The 18,952-nt window shown below is 48.8% G+C and carries 12 protein-coding genes; 9 read left to right on the top strand and 3 right to left on the bottom strand.

Annotated elements, in window-relative coordinates; all coding sequences use genetic code 11:
* The first annotated feature begins 304 nt into the window (after window positions 1–304).
* The 4 genes from L9W92_RS10560 (at window position 305) to L9W92_RS10545 (ending at window position 8,171) form a co-directional block, all read left to right on the top strand.
* On the top strand, window positions 305–5,902 hold the full coding sequence (locus L9W92_RS10560; RefSeq protein ID WP_240083724.1) for a DUF7948 domain-containing protein: 5,598 nt from the start codon (window positions 305–307) through the stop codon (window positions 5,900–5,902).
* A gap of 5 nt (window positions 5,903–5,907) precedes the next feature.
* Window positions 5,908–6,369 carry a hypothetical protein gene (locus tag L9W92_RS10555; RefSeq protein WP_240083723.1) on the top strand — a complete coding sequence of 154 codons (462 nt, stop codon included), beginning with the start codon at window positions 5,908–5,910 and terminating at the stop codon, window positions 6,367–6,369.
* Window positions 6,370–6,801: 432 nt separating this feature from the next.
* A complete protein-coding gene (locus L9W92_RS10550) occupies window positions 6,802–6,951 on the top strand; it encodes a hypothetical protein (protein WP_240083722.1) in 150 nt (49 codons plus the stop codon).
* A 92-nt stretch (window positions 6,952–7,043) separates the two neighbouring features.
* Window positions 7,044–8,171 (top strand): Ser-Thr-rich GPI-anchored membrane family protein, encoded by a 1,128-nt coding sequence (locus tag L9W92_RS10545; RefSeq protein ID WP_240083721.1) that lies wholly within the window; start codon window positions 7,044–7,046, stop codon window positions 8,169–8,171.
* A gap of 266 nt (window positions 8,172–8,437) precedes the next feature.
* Here L9W92_RS10545 and typA read toward each other — a convergent pair whose 3' ends face one another.
* Window positions 8,438–10,249 (bottom strand): translational GTPase TypA, encoded by a 1,812-nt coding sequence (gene typA, locus L9W92_RS10540; RefSeq protein WP_240083726.1) that lies wholly within the window; start codon window positions 10,247–10,249, stop codon window positions 8,438–8,440.
* Between the two features lie 101 nt (window positions 10,250–10,350).
* On the opposite strand from typA, the gene L9W92_RS10535 reads away from it, so the two are divergent.
* The 5 genes from L9W92_RS10535 (at window position 10,351) to L9W92_RS10515 (ending at window position 14,605) form a co-directional block, all read left to right on the top strand.
* On the top strand, window positions 10,351–10,923 hold the full coding sequence (locus tag L9W92_RS10535) for a 3'-5' exonuclease (RefSeq protein WP_240083720.1): 573 nt from the start codon (window positions 10,351–10,353) through the stop codon (window positions 10,921–10,923).
* A 283-nt stretch (window positions 10,924–11,206) separates the two neighbouring features.
* Window positions 11,207–12,559, top strand: a complete 1,353-nt coding sequence (locus L9W92_RS10530) for a cytochrome ubiquinol oxidase subunit I (protein WP_240083719.1) — start codon at window positions 11,207–11,209, stop codon at window positions 12,557–12,559.
* Between the two features lie 14 nt (window positions 12,560–12,573).
* A complete protein-coding gene (cydB, locus tag L9W92_RS10525) occupies window positions 12,574–13,605 on the top strand; it encodes a cytochrome d ubiquinol oxidase subunit II (RefSeq protein WP_240083718.1) in 1,032 nt (343 codons plus the stop codon).
* 195 nt (window positions 13,606–13,800) lie between these two features.
* Window positions 13,801–14,181: a desulfoferrodoxin gene (locus L9W92_RS10520; protein ID WP_240083717.1), complete on the top strand. Its 381-nt coding sequence runs from the start codon at window positions 13,801–13,803 to the stop codon at window positions 14,179–14,181.
* Window positions 14,182–14,326: 145 nt separating this feature from the next.
* Window positions 14,327–14,605: a TM1266 family iron-only hydrogenase system putative regulator gene (locus tag L9W92_RS10515; RefSeq protein WP_240083716.1), complete on the top strand. Its 279-nt coding sequence runs from the start codon at window positions 14,327–14,329 to the stop codon at window positions 14,603–14,605.
* A gap of 84 nt (window positions 14,606–14,689) precedes the next feature.
* Here L9W92_RS10515 and L9W92_RS10510 read toward each other — a convergent pair whose 3' ends face one another.
* Complete coding sequence (locus L9W92_RS10510; RefSeq protein WP_240083715.1) at window positions 14,690–17,755, bottom strand: AAA family ATPase; 3,066 nt, start codon at window positions 17,753–17,755, stop codon at window positions 14,690–14,692.
* 6 nt (window positions 17,756–17,761) lie between these two features.
* Window positions 17,762–18,952, bottom strand: a complete 1,191-nt coding sequence (locus L9W92_RS10505) for an exonuclease SbcCD subunit D (RefSeq protein WP_240083714.1) — start codon at window positions 18,950–18,952, stop codon at window positions 17,762–17,764.

Here is an 18,952-nt window from a genome sequence, read left to right as displayed (position 1 = left end):
CCCATCGGGTGTCTTGGATTTACGCTTACGGCTTCCAATTACTTTATGATTATTGCCGCAGCAAGGGCAAGGGACAGATTCTACACACCGAACATAAAAAAATGAGTTTGGGGATTTTCAATTAATTCGTAATTTGTTACAATGACCATACAATGACCAAGGGATGTCTCTGGTGGTCTGCGCTAACAGATCATGCACAACGGAGACATCCTTTTTCCTTTGCTGTAATATGGTCATTATATCCAGCAAGTTCCGGACAGGCAATACCGTCAGCTTTCGGCCATTTTAGGCTAGCGGAAACAACATGGAGCTTAGGGTAAACGGAAAAAATGTTGAGAAGGTTTTTACCGTACGTCCTGGTGCGGAAGTTAATTTAATAAAACTCAGGTTGGAAGGCGCTAACTCGCTCAATGTAAATGATAAAGGAGAATTAGAGGTAGGGACCGGACTTGGTGTGGTATCTTTTACCAGTCCCATAGCTTATCAGGATAAGGGCGGTAAAAGAGAATATGTAAAGGTGACTTATCATATAGAAGAGAACACGTATGGTTTTACAGTGGGTAATTATGATAAAAAAGTTCCTTTAGTCATTGACCCCTTGCTTGCTACTACTTTCCTCGGAGTTTGTGATACCATCAGTTCTATTAAATTGGATGATGCTGGGAATATCTATGTGGCGGGATCGACATGCTCCGACTTTCCTGTAACCGCAGGGGCATATGATACAAACTATACTTATGGTGTCGATGGCTTTGTCGCAAAGTTTGATGCCAGTCTTAGCAACCTAATGGTGGCCACTTATATTGGGAGCAATTTGGGGGATTACATTGCTTCTTTAGCAATAGACGATGGAGGAAATATATATATTGCTGGAACTATCACATACGATGGATATCCTTATGAATTGCCCATTACCTTTCCTATAACCACCGGGGCATATGATACAACTTATCATTATGGAGAGAGCGGAATATCTGATAGTTTTATCTCAAAGCTAGACCCTAGCCTGAGCACTCTATTGGCATCCACTTTAATCGGTGGATGCACAGATGATGAAATTACTGCTTTAGCGATAGATCATGAAGGAAACGTTTACGTGGCGGGATATACGGGCTACGATTATCCAACTACCGCCGGGGCGTTTGATACATCGCCTAATGGTGATTGGGGGGGAGATGGTTTTGTTTCAAAGCTTGACTCTAATCTGACTTCTCTTTTGTCCTCCACCTTAATCGGTGGAAGTGACACCAGTGATAACATTACAGATATAGCAATAGATGGCACTGGTAATATCTGTATTGCAGGTCATAAAGGGTCCACCGACTACCCCACAACTGGCGGAGCGTACGATACATCTTATAATCTATATGGAGATTGTTTTATTTCAAGATTTGACTCGGGACTGCATAATCTTTTAGCCTCTACCTTCATCGGCGGAAATAATTCGGAAAGAAGTGCTGATGTATCTATTGATGGCGCTGGTAATGTTTACTTGGCAGGAAGTACAAGCTCTACTGATTATCCTACTACTACCGGAGCATATGATACATCTTGTAATGGCGGGTTTTTTTATGGAGATAGCTTCGTTTCAAAACTTGATGCTCAACTTGACACTCTTTTAGCATCTACTTTTATCGGCGGAAGTAGCCAGGAATGTACGACATCTTTTGAAATAGATGACAAAGGTAATGTCTACGTTGCAGGGTTTACTGGGTCGGCTGACTTTCCAACCACTGAAGGGGCCTATGACACAACTTTTAATGGCTTGGAAGATGGCTTTATCTCAAAGCTTGATACTAACCTGAGAACGCTTTTAGCTTCAACTTTGATTGGAGGAAGTAGTTATGATAATTTAAATTCTTTAGCGATAGACAATATTGAGAATGTTTACGTGGGTGGAGATACACTTTCTGCCGATTATCCGGTCACCTCAGGCGCATATGATACAACTTTCAATGGCATTACCAATTGTTCTGGTTCTGCATGTATTTCGAAACTCAGTTTTATTGAAACATCAACCATCTCCGAGGATGCCCAAAGCTATTACCAGACATATGAGCCTGGGCAAAGGCAACAATCACTGGTGCTAGAACCCATAGACGCAGCTACCGGTGCGCACATGGTCCAAGAAGTACTAACCAGAGTTGACGGCGCTATACCCATCACCTTTAACCTGAACTATAACTCCTTGATGCTGGCCAAAGGCCCTTTAGGTAAAGGCTGGGGGCATAACTACGAGACCTGGCTTGATCCACAGCAGGACGACAGCGTTAAACTACACTGGACCGCCAACCGCTGCAACACCTTCAACCCTGCGGGAAACAACCAGTATACCTCCTCTGACCAAGCCTGCAGAGTGGACCTGTTGGTTAAAAATACCGATGGTAGCTATGACCTGACCCGCAAAGACCAGAGCGTCTACAGATTCAATACTTCAGGGAAGCTGACGCAAATTCTCAATGGGCACGGCCAGTCAATCAACCTTTCCTATGACGGTTCCAACCGGCTGCAAACCATCAGCGAGCCGCTGTCGGGAAGAAGCCTGAACCTTACCTACAACACCGGCAGCCTCATAGCCGGCATAACCGACAGCCTGAGCCAGCAGATAACATTGACCTACGATTCCAGTCATAACCTCACCGGCATTACCTATCCCGATAATAAAACCACAAGCTTTACCTATGATGCAGACAACCGGATTCAATCAGAAACTGATGGAGAAGGCAAACAAGTATTCTATGATATCTATGATGCACAGGGAAGAGTAGTACAACAAAAAGACGGCTTGGACCAAACCAGCACCCTTCAATACGATGCCTTGAGTCAGCCCGAAAAATTAATAACCACTATCATTGGTAGAAACGGCCAGAGTAAACAATACATCCACAACCTCAAATATGAACTGGAACAAGTAATAGACGAACTGGGTAACACCACCGCCTACACCTATGACAACGACGGCAACCGCACCAGTGTCACCGACGCGGCCGGCTATACATCCATCATGACCTATGACAGCCGGGGCAACCTGCTAACCATTACCGACCCTGCCAATCATACTACCACCATAACTTATGATAATAAAAACAACCTGACCAGCATCACCAATGCCGACAACAAAACCACCACCTATACCTATGATACCAATAACAACCTCACTTCCACCACCGACGCGTTAAATCACACCACTAATTATAGCTACGACACCAATGGCTTGCTAACCGGCAAGACCGCCCCCAGGGGAGGCCAGACCACCTATACCTACGAAAACGGGATGCTTAAAACCGTCACCGATCCGGCTGGAATAACCCTCACCTATACCTACGATAACGCCGGCCGGGTAACAGCCGTCACCAATGCCGCCAATAAGACCAGCACCATCACCTATAATGCCAGAAACAACATCATCCAGACCAGAAATCCATTAAACCATACAACCAGCTTTACCTATGACAGCAACGGCAAGCTGCTCACCAAAACCGACGCCAGGGGCAACACCACCACCTACGCTTATGACGCCAACCTCAATCTGACCAATATCATTGACGCTCTCGGCAATACCACGCGATACCAATACGATCCCGAAGGACGGATCACCGGGATCACCGATGCCAGGGGCAATACAACAACAGTAGCCTATGACGCCAAAGGTAGACAAATATCCATAACCGATCCCCTGGGCAATACCAGCAGGATTGAATATGACGCGGTAGATAACATTACCGGAAAATACGACGCCTTAAACAAAAAAATAGCCACCATCAGCTACGACATCCTGCATAACCCCTTAACCATAAGCGATGCTTTAGACAATAGCACCACCAACCAATACGACAACCTGAGCCGCCTAATCAGCAGCACCAACCCATTGAACCAGAACACCCAGTTTGTCTATGACGACTTGGGCCGCTTGACCCAGACTACTGACCCCATGAATGCCACAGCCAGCCAGCAATTTGACAGTGACGGTAACCGTACCACATTGCTCGACCCGTCTAACAACACCTTGAGCTTTACCTACGACCTGGCAGACAGACTAACCAGCGTCTCATCCCCCACCGGCTCCCAGCAGTACGCTTACAATATATTAGGCTACTTGGCCGGCTGCACCAACGGTCGGAACCAAACCAGCACCTGCCAGTATGATGATGCCGGCAGACTCACCAGCAGGACCGACCCGGACGGGACCATCTCATATACTTATGACAATAACGGCAACATCCTCACCGTAATCGACGCCAGCGGCGCCATTACCAGGGTATACGACACCTTAAACCGTATTACCGGTTATACCGATAACAGAGGTAATAACATCCAATATGCCTATGACCAGGTGGGTAATTTGACCAGATTGACTTATCCCGACGGCAAACAAGTCAACTACACATATGATCCAACTAACCGCTTAACCAGTGTAACCGATTGGGCAAATAGAACCACCACCTATAACTATGATCCCAACGGGAGATTGACCCAAACCAACAGGCCGGACGGTTCTATTGAAACCAGGCGCTATGACGATAGCGGGCGCATCACTCAGCTAAAAGATATCGACAGAAACAATGCCGTCATCAACCAGTACGACTGGGTCTATGATGCCGGCGGCAATATCACCACCGAATACAGTCAAAATATCCAGCAGGATTTTAACCTGAGCAACGTAACCATAACCTACACCACCGACAACCGCCTGGCCACCTATAATGGAGACGCGGTTAACTATGACGCGGACGGCAACATGACTACCGGTCCGTTACAGGGAACCATGCAAAGCTTCACTTATGATAGCTGCAACCGCTTGACCGTGGTAGGGAGCACCTATAACACCTACGATGCCGAAAACCAGCGGATTGCCTCGACCATCGGCGGCCAGCAGACCAGGTATGTGATCAACCCCAACACCGCCTTGAGCCAGGTGCTGGTAAAAACCGATCCCAACGGGATTAACACTTACTATGTGTATGGACTGGGACTCATTGGCGAAGAATCCGGCGACACCTATAAGTCCTACCATTATGACTTAAGAGGCAGTACGGTAGCTTTAAGCAATATTAGTGGAACCATTACTGACAAGTTCCAGTACGGGCCTTATGGAGAGTTGCAAAGAATTTCGGGTAACAGCTCCACGCCATTCCTGTATAATGGAAGGGACGGGGTAATAACTGACGCCAACGGCCTCTACTACATGCGCGCCCGCTATTACAACCCGGAGATCATGCGGTTTATGAACCGGGATGTGCTCATCGGCAGCGTAGAGGACACCCTGAGCCTAAACCGGTATGCTTATGTGCAGGGAAATCCGGTGTTGTCGGTTGATCCTTTGGGGTTATGTGAAAATAGAGGAAGTAGTATTGGGACTTCTATTCTGAATGGAACGCAACTGGCTTTAGATGTTGCAGGTCTTATTCCAGGCGTCGGTGAGGCCGCTGATGCAGCAAACGCTTTGATATATACCGCCAGAGGGGATTATCCAAACGCTACACTATCGGCAGGGTCGATGATACCGTTCGTTGGTTGGGCTGGTACAACAGGTAAATTTATTAATAAAACCGATGCTGTGATTGATGTAGCTAGGGGGGCGGGTAAAGCTGGCAAGACTATTGTATATACCTCTAGAAACGCTGATGATGTTGCACAATATGTTGGTATAACAGATGATGTAGCGCGCCGAGCTGCTGAGCAATTACGGATCAAAGGAATTAATATTGAACCTCTAATGTCAGGACTAAGTAGGAGCGATGCAAGGGCCGTAGAACAAGCTTTAATCGAAACGCATGTTTTGCAAAAGAACGGTGGAACATTAATGAACAAAATAAACAGTATTGCTACTTCAAACCCCAGCTATGCACAGCAACTAGAAAGAGGTTACGAATTACTAAAATCAATTGGTTACGTGGAGTGAAAAAAATGAAAAAAATACAAATAGGAGATGTATTCGAAATAGCTACCTCTAAAGGTAAAGGTTATTTTCAATACATTTATAGCAACAAAACAATTGGCGAGCTAATAAGGATTCTTCCCGGCTTGTATTTAGATAAACCTCGGAACATGATAGCAATAGCAGCGGCAAAAGAAGTATATTTTGTTCACTTTCCGCTAAAAGCAGCATTCAAGAAAGGGATTGTACAGTTTATCGGAAATTACAGCTTACCACAAGACCTAGAATTGCCAAGACAAATGCGGTCAAAAAACGTAGATAAAAACGGTAACCTGATTTGCTGGTACATCGTAGAGTATGATACTTGGCGACGAGTTATTATCAAGGAGCTAACTAAGGATCAAAAAAAACTGTCGCCGTGGGGGATATGGAATGATACCTTGCTAATTGAAAGGCTAGCAGAGGGTTGGACTCCTGAGGAGTGGACGTAAAATTAAACTAACTCAAGTAAACCGTTCGAGTGGATAAGTGGAAGATCAGCAAAGCTGCAAAAGCCTGCTGGCCTTTTTGGGGATTGGTATGAAGGGCAAGGGGACAGGTTCATTGTCCCCCGCACCCGCTATTACAACCCGGAGATCATGCGGTTTATGAACCGGGATGTGCTCATAGGCAACATACAGGACACCCATGAGCCTGAACCGGTATACATATGTGCAGGGAAATCCAGTGTTGTCGGTTGACCCTTTGGGGTTGTGTGAAAATAGAGGAAGTAGTATTGGGACTTCTGTTCTGAATGGAACGCAACTGGCTTTAGATGTTGCAGGTCTTATTCCAGGCGTCGGTGAGGCCGCTGATGCAGCAAACGCTTTGATATATATACCGCCAGAGGGGATTATCCAAACGCTGCACTGTCGGCAGGGTCGATGATACCGTTTGTTGGTTGGGCTGGTATAATAGGTAAATTTATTAATAAAACCGATGCTGTGATTGATGTGGCTAAGGGGACGGCAAAACCATACGAGGAGTTTAAGCGATATATCATTGTCTCCGAACGTTTTAAAACATTTTTGTAGCCAACGGTTTCACGGATACTCTTTTCACCAAGTGTAAACGTCATGAAAAACATAAAATTCAATTGTTAACAAACAACTAAAGGGGTGAAAAAATGTTAAAATCCAGTTCTTGCGTAAAAATGATAGTTTTTTTACTGCTCATTTTTCTATCTGTATCTTTACATGCAAGTGCGGCAGTTTATACTTATGATGCCCTTAACCGCTTAACCTCAGTAACCTACCAAAATGGCCAAAAGATAGACTATACATATGATCCCGGGGGCAACATGCTCAGTGTCAGCCACCATTCATCATCGGATACGACCCCGCCAACTGTTAAGAATACTAATCCTGCTGATGGCGCCACCGATGTATCCGTAAGCGCATCTGTATACGTTACCTTTTCCGAAACGGTAGTTGAGGACGTATACTTCAAAGATATCAACATCAGAGATACCACTGACAATTCAGTAGTCAACTATATATACAGTATTAACGAAGACATGCTCACTATTGATCCCATAAGTGACTTTAGCAGCAGTGTAACTTACGCGGTTTATGTCCCCGCTGGTACTGTAAAAGATAGAGCCGGCAATTCTATGGAAAATGATTATGTCTTTACTTTTACAACAGTCGGGGAGCATACAAGCGGTTTCACCCTCACCATCCCCAACGGCGGTGAGAACTGGCCGGCGGGAGCAACCAAACAAATCACCTGGAGCTACGCTGGGGAAGGATGTCCGACAGACGCCAGGCTGTCCCTATACAAGGGCGGCGTATTTCAGAAAGTCATAGCAGGGAGCGTCACGCCGGAATCAAGGACATACAGCTGGACAATCCCCGGCAGCCAGGCAGCCGGTAACGACTACCAGATCAGGATCACCAGCAACAGCGACACAAACGTTTACGATCTGAGCGACGCCGCCTTCACCATCAGCAAGCCAATCACCCTCACCAGCCCCAATGGCGGCGAGAACTGGCTGGCGGGAGCCACCAAACAAATCACCTGGACTTACGCCGGGGAAGGATGTCCCACAGACGCCAGGCTGTCCCTATACAAAGGCGGCGTATTTCAGAAAGTCATAGCCAGTAGCGTCAGCCCGGAATCCGGCACATACAGCTGGACAATTCCCGGCAGCCAGACAGCCGGTAACGACTACCAGATCAGAATCACCAGCAACACCGATACAAACGTTTACGACCTGAGCGATGCTAACTTTACCATCAGTTCGTTACCTTAGTTTGCTTTGATACTAAGGTAGCACGGATTCTCTCGTATATTTTATGAAGTAAATTGTGTGGGGTACTACTCCTACCGCGGGAGTGCTTCCTCCTGGTAGAGGTAGTACCCCAGTTTCGAATAACCTTGAATATGAGCCGCATCGAAAATATACAGGATCGTATATGGAGCGCCTGATTGCTTCCTAGCTATAGCTAAATTCTCTAGAAAAAATGGATTCAGACTAAAGCGCAAAAATTTCTAGTTCAAAAGAGCGAACTTAATTGTTTATAGAGACCGATAGCCTTTTATGCTTTTCTGGCGATCGTGCTTGCTGAGAACTCTCTTGCGTAACCGTAAGCTCTTTGGGGTGATCTCCAGCAACTCGTCACCGCTGATATACTCCAGCGCTTCTTCCAGGCTGAACTGCCTGGGTTCGTCCAGACGCATGGCGGCCTCGGCGGTGCTGGACCGGATGTTGGTCAAGTGTTTTTTTTTGCAAACATTAACTTCAATATCTTGTTCCCGGGAGTGCTCCCCCACTATCATACCCTCATAAACCTTTGTCCCGGGAGAAACAAACAAGACGCCGCGGTCCTGCGCGGAATGCAGGCCATACAGACTGGCCTCACCTGATTCAAAAGCGATCAGCACCCCCTGGTAGCGCCCCTTGATGTCACCTTTATACGGCTCGTAGTCCATGAAAATATGACTCATCACCCCGTGGCCTCTCGTTTCGGACAGCAATTGGGAGCGCAGGCCGATAAGCCCTCTGGCCGGTATTTTAAACTCCAGCCGGAGCTGGTCCTGGCCAAGTGAGGTCATATTTACCATTTCTCCTTTTCTGGCCCCTACAAGTTCCATGATCACGCCTGTCTTATCTTCGGGAATATCTATCGTTAAAAGTTCGACTGGTTCCGTCAGCTGGCCCGCGTCCCACCGGTAAATCACCTCTGGCTTGGAGACCTGCATTTCGTAACCTTCCCGGCGCATGGTCTCAATTAAAATCGACAGGTGCAGCTCACCACGGCCGCTGACTTGAAAAACATCCGGACTGTCGGTTTCCGCCACCCGCAGGCTGACGTTTTTCTCCATCTCTTTGAACAGCCGGGCCCTCAGATGGCGGGAAGTCAGGTGCTTGCCGTCCTGGCCGGCGAAAGGACTGTCGTTAACCATAAATGTCATCTTCAGGGTTGGTTCGTCCACTGTAATGGGCTCCAGCTGCTCCGGGCGCTCCTGGCAGGCCACCGTTTCCCCGATCTTGATATCAGCCAGGCCGGAAAAAGCCACAATCTCGCCGCAGGGCGCCTCATTAACCTGCACCCTCTCCAATCCTTCATAAACATATAGATTCCCGATGCGGCCCTGACGCGACACGCCGTCGTGTCCAATCACGCTTACCTGCTGGCCGGCGGCTATCTTGCCGCGCTTGACGCAGCCCAGCCCCATGCGTCCCACGAAGTTGTCGTACTCCGTGTTGTTGATCAGCAGTTGTAGCGGACCGCCGGCGTCGCCGGGCGGAGGAGCTATATATTTGACTATGGCTTCGAACAGAGGCTGCATATTTTGCGCCGGGACAGCCAGGTCGGTGGTGGCGGTCCCTTCTTTGGCCGATGCGTAGACGATCGGAAAATCAAGCATTTCATCATTCGCCTCAAGGTCGATAAAAAGCTCCAGCACATCGTCCACCACCTCAGAAACGCGGGAATCTGTCCGGTCCACCTTATTTATAACAACAATGGGCTTCAGATTTAATTGCAGCGCCTTGCGCAGGACGAACCTGGTCTGGGGCATAGTCCCCTCAAAAGCATCCACCAGCAGCAGGACACCGTTAACCATTTTTAAGACCCGCTCAACCTCGCCGCCAAAATCGGAATGCCCCGGGGTATCCACTATGTTTATCTTGATGTCGCCGTACCGTACTGCGGTATTCTTGGCCAGGATGGTAATGCCGCGTTCTTTTTCCAGATCAAATGAATCCATTACCCTTTCGGCCACCTGCTGGTTTGCCCTGAAAATACCGCTCTGTCTGAGCAGGGCGTCAATCAAAGTAGTCTTTCCATGATCAACGTGGGCTATTATGGCTATATTTCTAAACATGCTGCTGGACGCCAAGAAAAAACCTCCTTCGATTTTCCTTTTAATTGTACCACAAATATTTATGGTATAATAATAATGTAGTATGAATTAGGGAGGCAATAATGAATTATATTGTTTTCGATCTGGAAATGAATAATAAATGGGGAACCAGAATACATGAAATTATTGAAATTGGCGCGGTGAAAATAAATTCTGATATGGAATTGGTTAATGATTTTCAATCCTTTATTAAGCCGAAACTGTATCCAACGATAAGCAAACTAATTAAGAAAAAAACAAGAATAAAGCAAGAATGGATCGATAATGCAAAACAATTGCCCTATGTGATAAAAGAATTTAGGAAATGGATCGGCGAGGAAGAATTCGTTTTATGTGGATGGGGTATTGATGATCTAATTACATTTGAAAGAAATTTTAAAATAAATAATATGAATGAGTTTGAGTATGATTTATTAAAGAATTATTATGATATTCAAAAAAAATTTATTAATATTTATCACTTGTCTAATCAGATATCTTTAGAAAATGCTCTTAAAATGATGAATACTGAACCTAAACATAATATCTGGCATAGAGCAATATTTGATGCTATTAACACTTCTCAGATCTTTGTTGAAATATATAATAAGATAGAAATAAACTTGAATCCAGCCGGGAATCAGAGTACCTATTGACCAATTTGTAGCAAAACTGGTTTTAGCGGCAGCGCTTAAAATGTGTAAATTGTTGGGCGACTTTAGTAAATAATTGAAATATTGGGTATTGCTGGACAGCTTATTATCTTCAGGAGATAATAAGCTGTCTTTTTTTATTGAAATAATTTGGTCCTGTGGAGAATAGCAAGAACCACTAAATAGGTTTTATAATCTCTTTAAGGGAAAAGAAAAGAAGAGCATTTTGACACGTCATTAGAAATGGAGGCTTTTATTAAATTGAGTAAAAGGGGGGACAGAAAACATGGATGCGCTTTTACTGGCGAGGTTGCAATTTGCGATTACGGCCATGTTTCACTTTCTTTTCGTGCCGCTAACCTTGGGTCTTTCTATCATTGTCGCTGTGATGGAAACCAATTACGTCAGGACCGGAAATATACAATACCTCAAAATGACCAAGTTCTGGGGCAAGCTGTTCCTGATCAACTTCGCCTTGGGAGTGGTCACCGGGATTACTCTGGAATTCCAGTTCGGCACTAACTGGGCCGAGTATTCCCGCTACGTTGGGGATATATTCGGCGCTCCCCTGGCCATTGAGGCTTCGGTAGCCTTCTTCCTGGAGTCTACATTCATGGGAATCTGGATTTTTGGCTGGAAGAAGATATCGAAAAAAGTTCATGCCGTTGCCGCCTGGATGGTGGCCGCCGGCTCCAGCCTGTCGGCGCTGTGGATTCTCACCGCCAATGCCTGGATGCAGCATCCGGTGGGTTATGTCATCAACAACGGGCGGGCGGAACTGGTGGATTTTGCCGCGGTGGTGCTATCCGGCTACGCCTGGTCAAAATTTCTGCACACCGTACTGGGCGGCTACCTGGTGGGAGCATTCTTCGTAATGGGAGTGTCCGCTTACCATATTTTGAAGAAAAATCACCTGGAATTTTTTAAAAAATCGTTTCGAATTGCCGCTGCCTTTGCCCTAATGGCCTGTCTGGCGGAAGTTGCCGTCGGGGATTGGCACGCCCGGGAGGTGGCCAGAACCCAGCCCACCAAGTTTGCTGCGATGGAGACCCTCTGGGAAACCCGGCAAGGTGCACCCATCTATATATTCGCCATACCGGACGAGGCGACAGAACGAAACACAATGGAAATCCTGCCGTTGCCCAACATGCTGAGCATGCTGGCCACGCACGACCCGCACGCTGCGGTGCAGGGATTAAAAGATTTTCCGGCCAGCGAACGACCGCCCGTGACCCTGACCTTTGTCAGTTTCAGGTTAATGGTAGGGCTGACCGCGCTGTTTATTCTCCTGTCCGCACTTGGGTATGTTTTTGCCAGAAAGGAAACGCTGGAGAAAAAAACCTGGTTCCTGAAAATCATGCTTTTTTCCATACCGCTTCCCTATATAGCTTGTCAGCTGGGCTGGCTGGTGGCGGAAGTAGGCCGGCAGCCGTGGATTGTTTACGGCCTGATGAAAACATCCGACGCGGTTTCTAAAAATATCACGGCAGCACAGGTGACTGCATCTCTGGCAGGGTTTGCAATTTTCTACGGCTTATTGGCAGTGGCCGACATTTATTTGCTGGTGAGGTTCTCGAAAAATGGCCCGGCGGAAGAGATGGGGCACAGCGTGCCGTCCGGCCGGACAATAACGGTATAAGGAAGGTGCTGGCAATGGAATTGCAGATACTCTGGTTTGGCCTGTGGGGCCTGCTCTGGGCGGTCTATTTCATGCTCGACGGATTTGACCTCGGAGTGGGCATATTAGCCCCTTTTATCGGGAAAAGCGAGATGGAGAAAAGGATACTCATCAACACCGTCGGCCCGGTTTGGGACGGCAACGAGGTTTGGCTCCTCGCCGCCGGCGGCGTGATGTTTGCCGCTTTTCCCACAGCGTACGCCTACATGTTCAGCTATCTTTACGCGCCGCTTCTGCTCATTTTGTTCGCTCTGATCGGCCGGGGCGTGTCCTTTGAATTCCGGGGCAAGGTCGATTCGGATTCCTGGCGGAAGACGTGGGACATGGCGCTCTTCCTGGGCAGCCTCGTACCGGCCTTGCTCTTTGGGGTAGCCTTCGGCAACATCTTTCAGGGCCTGCCGATGGACGCCCGGGGTTACCACGGGAATCTGCTGACCCTGTTGAACCCTTACGGCCTGCTGACCGGCTTGCTCTTTTTGCTGCTTTTCCTGGAACACGCGGCCATCTGGATTACCGTCAAGACGGAAGGAGCATTAGAAGCCAGAGCCCGGGCGCTTGCGGCAAAGCTGTGGTGGCTCCTGCTGTTGGCAGCCGCGGGGTTCCTGGTTCTTACCGCTTTTGCTACGAAGCTTTATACTAATTTTATGAGCAGTCCGGCTTGGCTCGCGGTTCCAGCCGCTGCCGTACTCGCTTTGTTGTGTATGAAAATATTAATATCCGGGAAAAAGGCTGTGGCGGCTTTTTTCTCCTCCTGTGTGACGATTGTAATGGTCACTTTCACCGGGATCATCGGGCTGTTTCCCAACCTGATACCGTCAAGTCTTGACCCAAGGTATAGCCTGACGGCCTTTAATTCATCGGCCAGTCCGTATACCTTGAAGATCATGACGCTGGTGGTGGCCATCTTTATTCCCATTGTAATTGCTTACCAGATCTGGGCGTATATCATTTTTAAGGACCCGGTTACGGAAAAAGATTTGTATGACCCGGATTCCGGGGCATATTAACCAGGCTTGCCGGACAATCCCCATGCCGATTGCGGCAAAACCATTTTAAGGAGGAGTTATTCTTAAAAAATATTTCGCTTCATTCTAATTGAATACTGTAAATATTTACTGGGAAAGCAGGATTTTTTATTGATTATGTCCAACAATAAATTAAATATTGAGACCACAATTAATTAAGGAAAGAGGAGGTTCACAATGACTGAGCTAATGCAGGTCTGCAAATGTTTAATTTGCGGTAACGTGGTTGAGGTTTTGCATACCGGCAAAGGACAATTGGTTTGCTGCGGCAAGCCTATGGAATTGTTAAAGGAGAATACTGTTGACGCTTCGCGAGAAAAACATGTACCGGTAATTAGTAAAAAGGACGGCAAAGTAAATGTCCAAGTGGGAAGCGCTAAGCATCCAATGGAAGAGAAACATTTTATTGAATGGGTAGAAGTACTTTCTGCAGGAAGAGTTTTTAGACAATTTCTTGCACCCGGCAATAACCCGGCGGTTCAATTTGAAACCGACGGGGAAAACATTTCGGCGAGGGCTTACTGCAACATCCACGGGCTCTGGAGATCCGGGTCTTAATGATACCGGAACCATGCCTTATTTAGCGGAGGAGATGAGCTCCGTGTATTCCCTCCGTTTCCATGACGTATTGCTTGTCTCCGTTTCGGGCTAGCCGAACGACAATGGCTATGTTAAGTAATGAAATTAAAAGGGAGGAAGGTTTATGGAAAAGTATATTTGTATTATTGGTATTTTAGTTAATCAGAAATCAGAAAATGCTCCCAAGGTACAGCAAATATTAACGAAAAATGGATCATTAGTATTACATCGCAGTGGAATTCCTTATTCTAAATGTGATCGTGGCATTATAAACCTGACGGTAGAAGCTACCCCCGATGAATTGGATAGTATAACTAAAGAGCTTGGTAGTGTTAAGGATATTGTCGTTAAATCGATGATATTAGCTGATGGTGCCGACAAATTACAAATATGTAATTTGTAAAGCGGTATTTACTGTTTCCGTACTGCAACAAAGCTATTTAAGTGAGCTGCTAATTGTTTTACGTATTTCAATACTCGACTTGAATTAAGACAATTTGAAGCAGGCCACGCTGCCCCTGTCAGTTGGCCGGATTTCCAACCTGGCGTCGATCCGTTCTTTGAGTTCAGGCACATGAGAAATAATTCCCACCAGGCGCCCTGTTTTTTGCAGGTCGATTAAAGCCCGCAGGGCAAAGTCCAGGGACTCCGGGTCCAGGGTGCCGAAGCCTTCATCCACCAGAATCGTATCCAGGTGAATGCCGCCCGCGTAGGACTGAACCACGTCGGCCAGGCCGAGGGCGAGCGAAAGGGAGGCCAGGAAAGTCTCCCCGCCGGACAGGGTCGAAACGCTGCGGGCCACACCGGTGTATGTGTCAAAAACCTCCAGCTCCAGACCGCCGGCCGTGTTCCTGCGGGTCCGGTCCAGGGTGCGCTGGAGGTGGTAGCGGCCGCGGCTCATCAGCTTTAACCGTGCCGTCGCGGCGATTGTTACGTCATCCAGCAGGGAGCCCAGGACAAACCGCTCAAAGGTCAAACCGTATCGGTTCCTGCCGTTGGCCACTTCAGAGAGGCGTCCCAGGATGGCGTAACGGCTTTCCAACTCCTTCAGGGCACTTTCAGTTGCTTCTATTTTCTTCAGCCATTCGGCCTCCCGGCTGGTTTGCGACTGTAGCTGCGTTTCCAGGGCCAGAGCCTGTTTCCACTCATTTTCCGCTTCTGTCAGGTCTGCCGTCAGCTTATCCGGCTCGGGTTCACTCAGGCCTTCCGCCGCCTGAACGGCACGTTTCAGGCGGTCCGCGGCCGCGCGCCGGTTTTCGTCATATTCTTTGATTTGCTGCTCTACCCTTTGGAGCCACCCTTGCGTTTTTTTCGCGTTTTCATATTCATTTATTGTTGCAAAACCTGCCGCCGCCAGTCTTTCCTGGAAGGTTTTCTCCGCGGCCGCGGCGCGTTTGTTTGCCGCCTGCTGCGCCGCCAGGGCTTCCGCCGCGGCGGTCTCAGCCTTGGCCAGCGCCTGATTTGCCTCTTCCGCTGTTTGCCTGGCCGCTTCAAAGGCGGTCAAAAGCTGCGCCCGCCTCTTCCTGGCGGCTGCCTGTGCCTGAAGTAAAGACGATGGGGCGCGGAGGTGTTCAGGGATGGATGATTCCCTGTCCCGCACCACCGCCTGGCTTGATTCGAAGGCTATTTTTGCCTCTTGATAAGACCTGCCGGCCGATTCGAGCTGTTTGACGGCGGAATTTTCCTGCTGTTTGAGCTCATCCAGTTCTTTATTGATAAGAGTGGACATTTCTACGGCCTGCAGCGCGTTTTGCCACAGTTCCCTGGCGTTATCGGCGGCTGCGCGGAGGACGGCCGGACTGACACCCGCTTTTTCCCCCAGTTCCTTTTCCAATTCTTCAATCTTGCCGTTCATGGCAGCCTGCCTGGCAATAATACTGTTCAGCTTATCCCGCACTTTGTCGCGTAAAATTTCAAATGAAGTTACGGCTTGCTGTTTTTCCTTGATTAATTTTTCCGAAGGCAGCGCCGCTTTACTACTGGCGGGGGCCGGATGCTCAAGTGAGCCGCAGACAGGGCATGGCGAGCCTGCCGTTAAGCGGCCGGCCAGGATGGCGGCCTGCCCGTTGTTCCAGTCCTCTTGCAGCCGGGCGAGTTCTTGCTTTGCCGCGGCGAATTTGTTTGCCGCGCGCGACAGTTCTATACCGGCTGCGTCAACTTCCCGCAAGATTTTTGACAGGTCCTTGCGCAGGCCTGCAAGGGCAAGCCCTTTCTGGCTGAGCTGCTCGGCCGCCCCGCATATAGTTTCCAGCGCGGCGGCTTGGGCGGCGTGGCTGGAAGCTGCTGACAGTTCCTTGGATTTTTCCTCAATGGAAGCCTTGATAGCGTTCAAAGATGATTGAGCCATGTTTTGATTAGTTTCCGCCATCTGCAATTCTTGTTGAGCGACGGTAACTTTTTTACGGGCTTCGGCCAGCGCGGCGACTTTCCCGGACAGTTCCTCAAGCCGGGTTAATTCGCGGCCGGCGGCTTCACGTTCCGGTTCTTTCGCCAGTTCTTCTTTCAGCTTCTTTTCGGCGCTTTCCTTTGCTTGCAGCAATGCCTCTTTGCTCTGGAGCTTGCTCCGGTGAGACTTGGCTGCGTCGAGTGCTTCCTCCCGCCGGGTGCGCATGGTTTTTTCCACGTCGGCCAGGCTTGCGGCCTGGCGGGCTTTGGCCAATTCCACTCTTCCGGCTTCAATTGCCCGCGCTTTGGAGTCCAAAGCCGCCACGGCAATTTCAGCCTGCTTTTTTTCGGTCAGCTTTTCCAGCGCCTGTTTGCCGGCATTCAGCCGCTCCCGCGCAGCGGTGACTTTTTTTTGGCTTTCTTGCACCTGCTTTGCCGCTTCTCCCAACCGGATTATGTGCAGATTGTGCCGCTCGCTTAGTTCTTCCCGTGAGCTGGCTTTTGCTTCCTGCAAAATCCATGTCTTTTGGGCGGTAGTTTCCTCGAAATTCTTGTGCAGCGCTTTTGCGGATTGTTTTAAGGATTCTTCAACGCGGCGGTAATGTTCGGTGCGGAAAAGAGTTTCCAGGATGACTTGACGCTCACCGGAATTAGCGGTCAGGAGTTTATGAAATTCTCTCTGGGGAAGCATAACCACCTGGCGAAATTGGCTGCTTTGAAAACCGAGCAGTTTTTCCACGGCTGCTGTGACTTTGCCCCAGCCGTTCGCTAAGACAGCTCCTTCCGCCGCGTCGCCGACGAGTCCGGTCCGTTTCCACAAGGTGGCTTCCGCGCGCATGGTTGTCGTTCCTGCACCACGCTTTTTCGGCCGCTCTTGTTCCGGGTTGCGCTTGACGCGGTATATTTCGGCACCTACGGCAAAATCGAAAGTGATTTCAGTGACAGCCGACAGGTCGGCATGGTCGCTGCGCATCTGCCTGCCTTCCCGCTCCGCGCCGCTGGTGTCTCCGTACAGGGCGAAACACATGGCGTCAAGAATTGTGGTTTTGCCGGAGCCGGTCGGCCCGTGAATCAAGAAGAAAGAACGGGAGCCGAGTTCCGTAAAGTCCAGCGCCTGAGTGCCGGCATATGGGCCGAAAGCGCTTATCGTCAGCTTTAATGGTTTCATTTAAATTCACCTTTGTTCTTTCGGGTAGAATAATTCAACTGTTTGGGCGAACGTCCGGGCTTCCTCGCTGTTAAGGGGAACTCCGGTTACTTGTTCGAAGAATGAAGAAAAGAGATCCATATCGCTGAGGCGCCGGTGGTCGCCGCGCGGGCCGCGCAGCTCGCCGCCGTCAAGCAAAAATGGACGCTCGATGTGCAGAACGTTGGGATAGATTTCACGCAGCTTGCCGAGCGCGTCAAGGAGCGCACCGGTGTCTTTCAGAGTTACCATAATATAATCTTCTTTGTTTTCTCCGTTTTTCGGAGCGGTCAGAATATCTGTCAGGTAACCCTCCAGGCAACGCACGTCACGGCGCGGTGAAAGAGTGACTTTATCCAGATTTATATTGCCGGCCTCATCCATTTCCACCAGATTAATTGATTTCCGGTGCGGGGATTCAGAAAAGGAATATTTCAATAAAGAACCGGCATAGTAAATTCCAGTCCCGGTTTTCTGGGGTTTGTGCAGGTGCCCCAAGGCAGCGTAATTGAAGGATTGGAAACATGCGGCATCAACCATTTCCGTTCCGCCGATGGTAAGAGGACGCTCTGATTCGCTGCTTTCACCCCCGGCGACATAAGCGTGGGCAACGGCGACAGCCCTTGAGCCGCGGGGAAGCGACGCCGTATAATGCTTGAGCAAACAGCGCATGGCGCTGTTGTAGTCTGTCGCATCCGGAGCCGCCAGTGTTTCTCTTACCACGGAAGGCTCCGCATAGGGAACCGGGCAGAAATATACCGGCCCGTGCGAGTCTTGAAGAATGATGGGGGCAAGGTTGGTACTTGGCTGTCCAATGATAAAAAGTCCCTGGCGGGCCAGCAGGCGGGTGCCGAATCCAAGCCGTTCAGGGCTGTCATGGTTGCCGGCGATCAGCAGCACAGGAACTGAAAAGTCCATAAGAACGCGGGAAATTACCTCATCTAAAAGCTTTACCGCGTCCGTGGGCGGCACGGAGCGGTCGTAGACGTCTCCGGCAATAATAATCACATCCGGCTTGACGTCACCGGCAACTTGAAGAAACTGCTCCAGCACATAAGCCTGATCATCTGTCAGGTGGATGCCGTGAAAAATACGTCCCAAATGCCAGTCGGAGGTGTGCAGTATTCGCAATTCTATTTCCCCCATGAGATAATAATCGCCGCACGCAATGATGGTCAT

The organism is Pelotomaculum terephthalicicum JT (assembly GCF_022410535.1).
Classification (GTDB): domain Bacteria; phylum Bacillota; class Desulfotomaculia; order Desulfotomaculales; family Pelotomaculaceae; genus Pelotomaculum_D; species Pelotomaculum_D terephthalicicum.
Note: the sequence above shows the minus strand (reverse complement) of the source record. Positions and strands in the feature narration are given on the sequence as shown.

Coding starts and splice junctions, on each gene's coding strand:
- L9W92_RS10550 (WP_240083722.1), top strand. CDS start 6,802: ATGATACCGTTTGTTGGTTGGGCTGGTATAATAGGTAAATTTATTAAT.
- L9W92_RS10520 (WP_240083717.1), top strand. CDS start 13,801: ATGACTGAGCTAATGCAGGTCTGCAAATGTTTAATTTGCGGTAACGTG.
- cydB (WP_240083718.1), top strand. CDS start 12,574: ATGGAATTGCAGATACTCTGGTTTGGCCTGTGGGGCCTGCTCTGGGCG.
- L9W92_RS10560 (WP_240083724.1), top strand. CDS start 305: ATGGAGCTTAGGGTAAACGGAAAAAATGTTGAGAAGGTTTTTACCGTA.
- L9W92_RS10545 (WP_240083721.1), top strand. CDS start 7,044: ATGTTAAAATCCAGTTCTTGCGTAAAAATGATAGTTTTTTTACTGCTC.
- L9W92_RS10510 (WP_240083715.1), bottom strand. CDS start 17,755: ATGAAACCATTAAAGCTGACGATAAGCGCTTTCGGCCCATATGCCGGC.
- L9W92_RS10530 (WP_240083719.1), top strand. CDS start 11,207: ATGGATGCGCTTTTACTGGCGAGGTTGCAATTTGCGATTACGGCCATG.
- L9W92_RS10515 (WP_240083716.1), top strand. CDS start 14,327: ATGGAAAAGTATATTTGTATTATTGGTATTTTAGTTAATCAGAAATCA.
- L9W92_RS10535 (WP_240083720.1), top strand. CDS start 10,351: ATGAATTATATTGTTTTCGATCTGGAAATGAATAATAAATGGGGAACC.
- L9W92_RS10555 (WP_240083723.1), top strand. CDS start 5,908: ATGAAAAAAATACAAATAGGAGATGTATTCGAAATAGCTACCTCTAAA.
- typA (WP_240083726.1), bottom strand. CDS start 10,249: ATGTTTAGAAATATAGCCATAATAGCCCACGTTGATCATGGAAAGACT.
- L9W92_RS10505 (WP_240083714.1), bottom strand. CDS start 18,952: ATGACCATCATTGCGTGCGGCGATTATTATCTCATGGGGGAAATAGAA.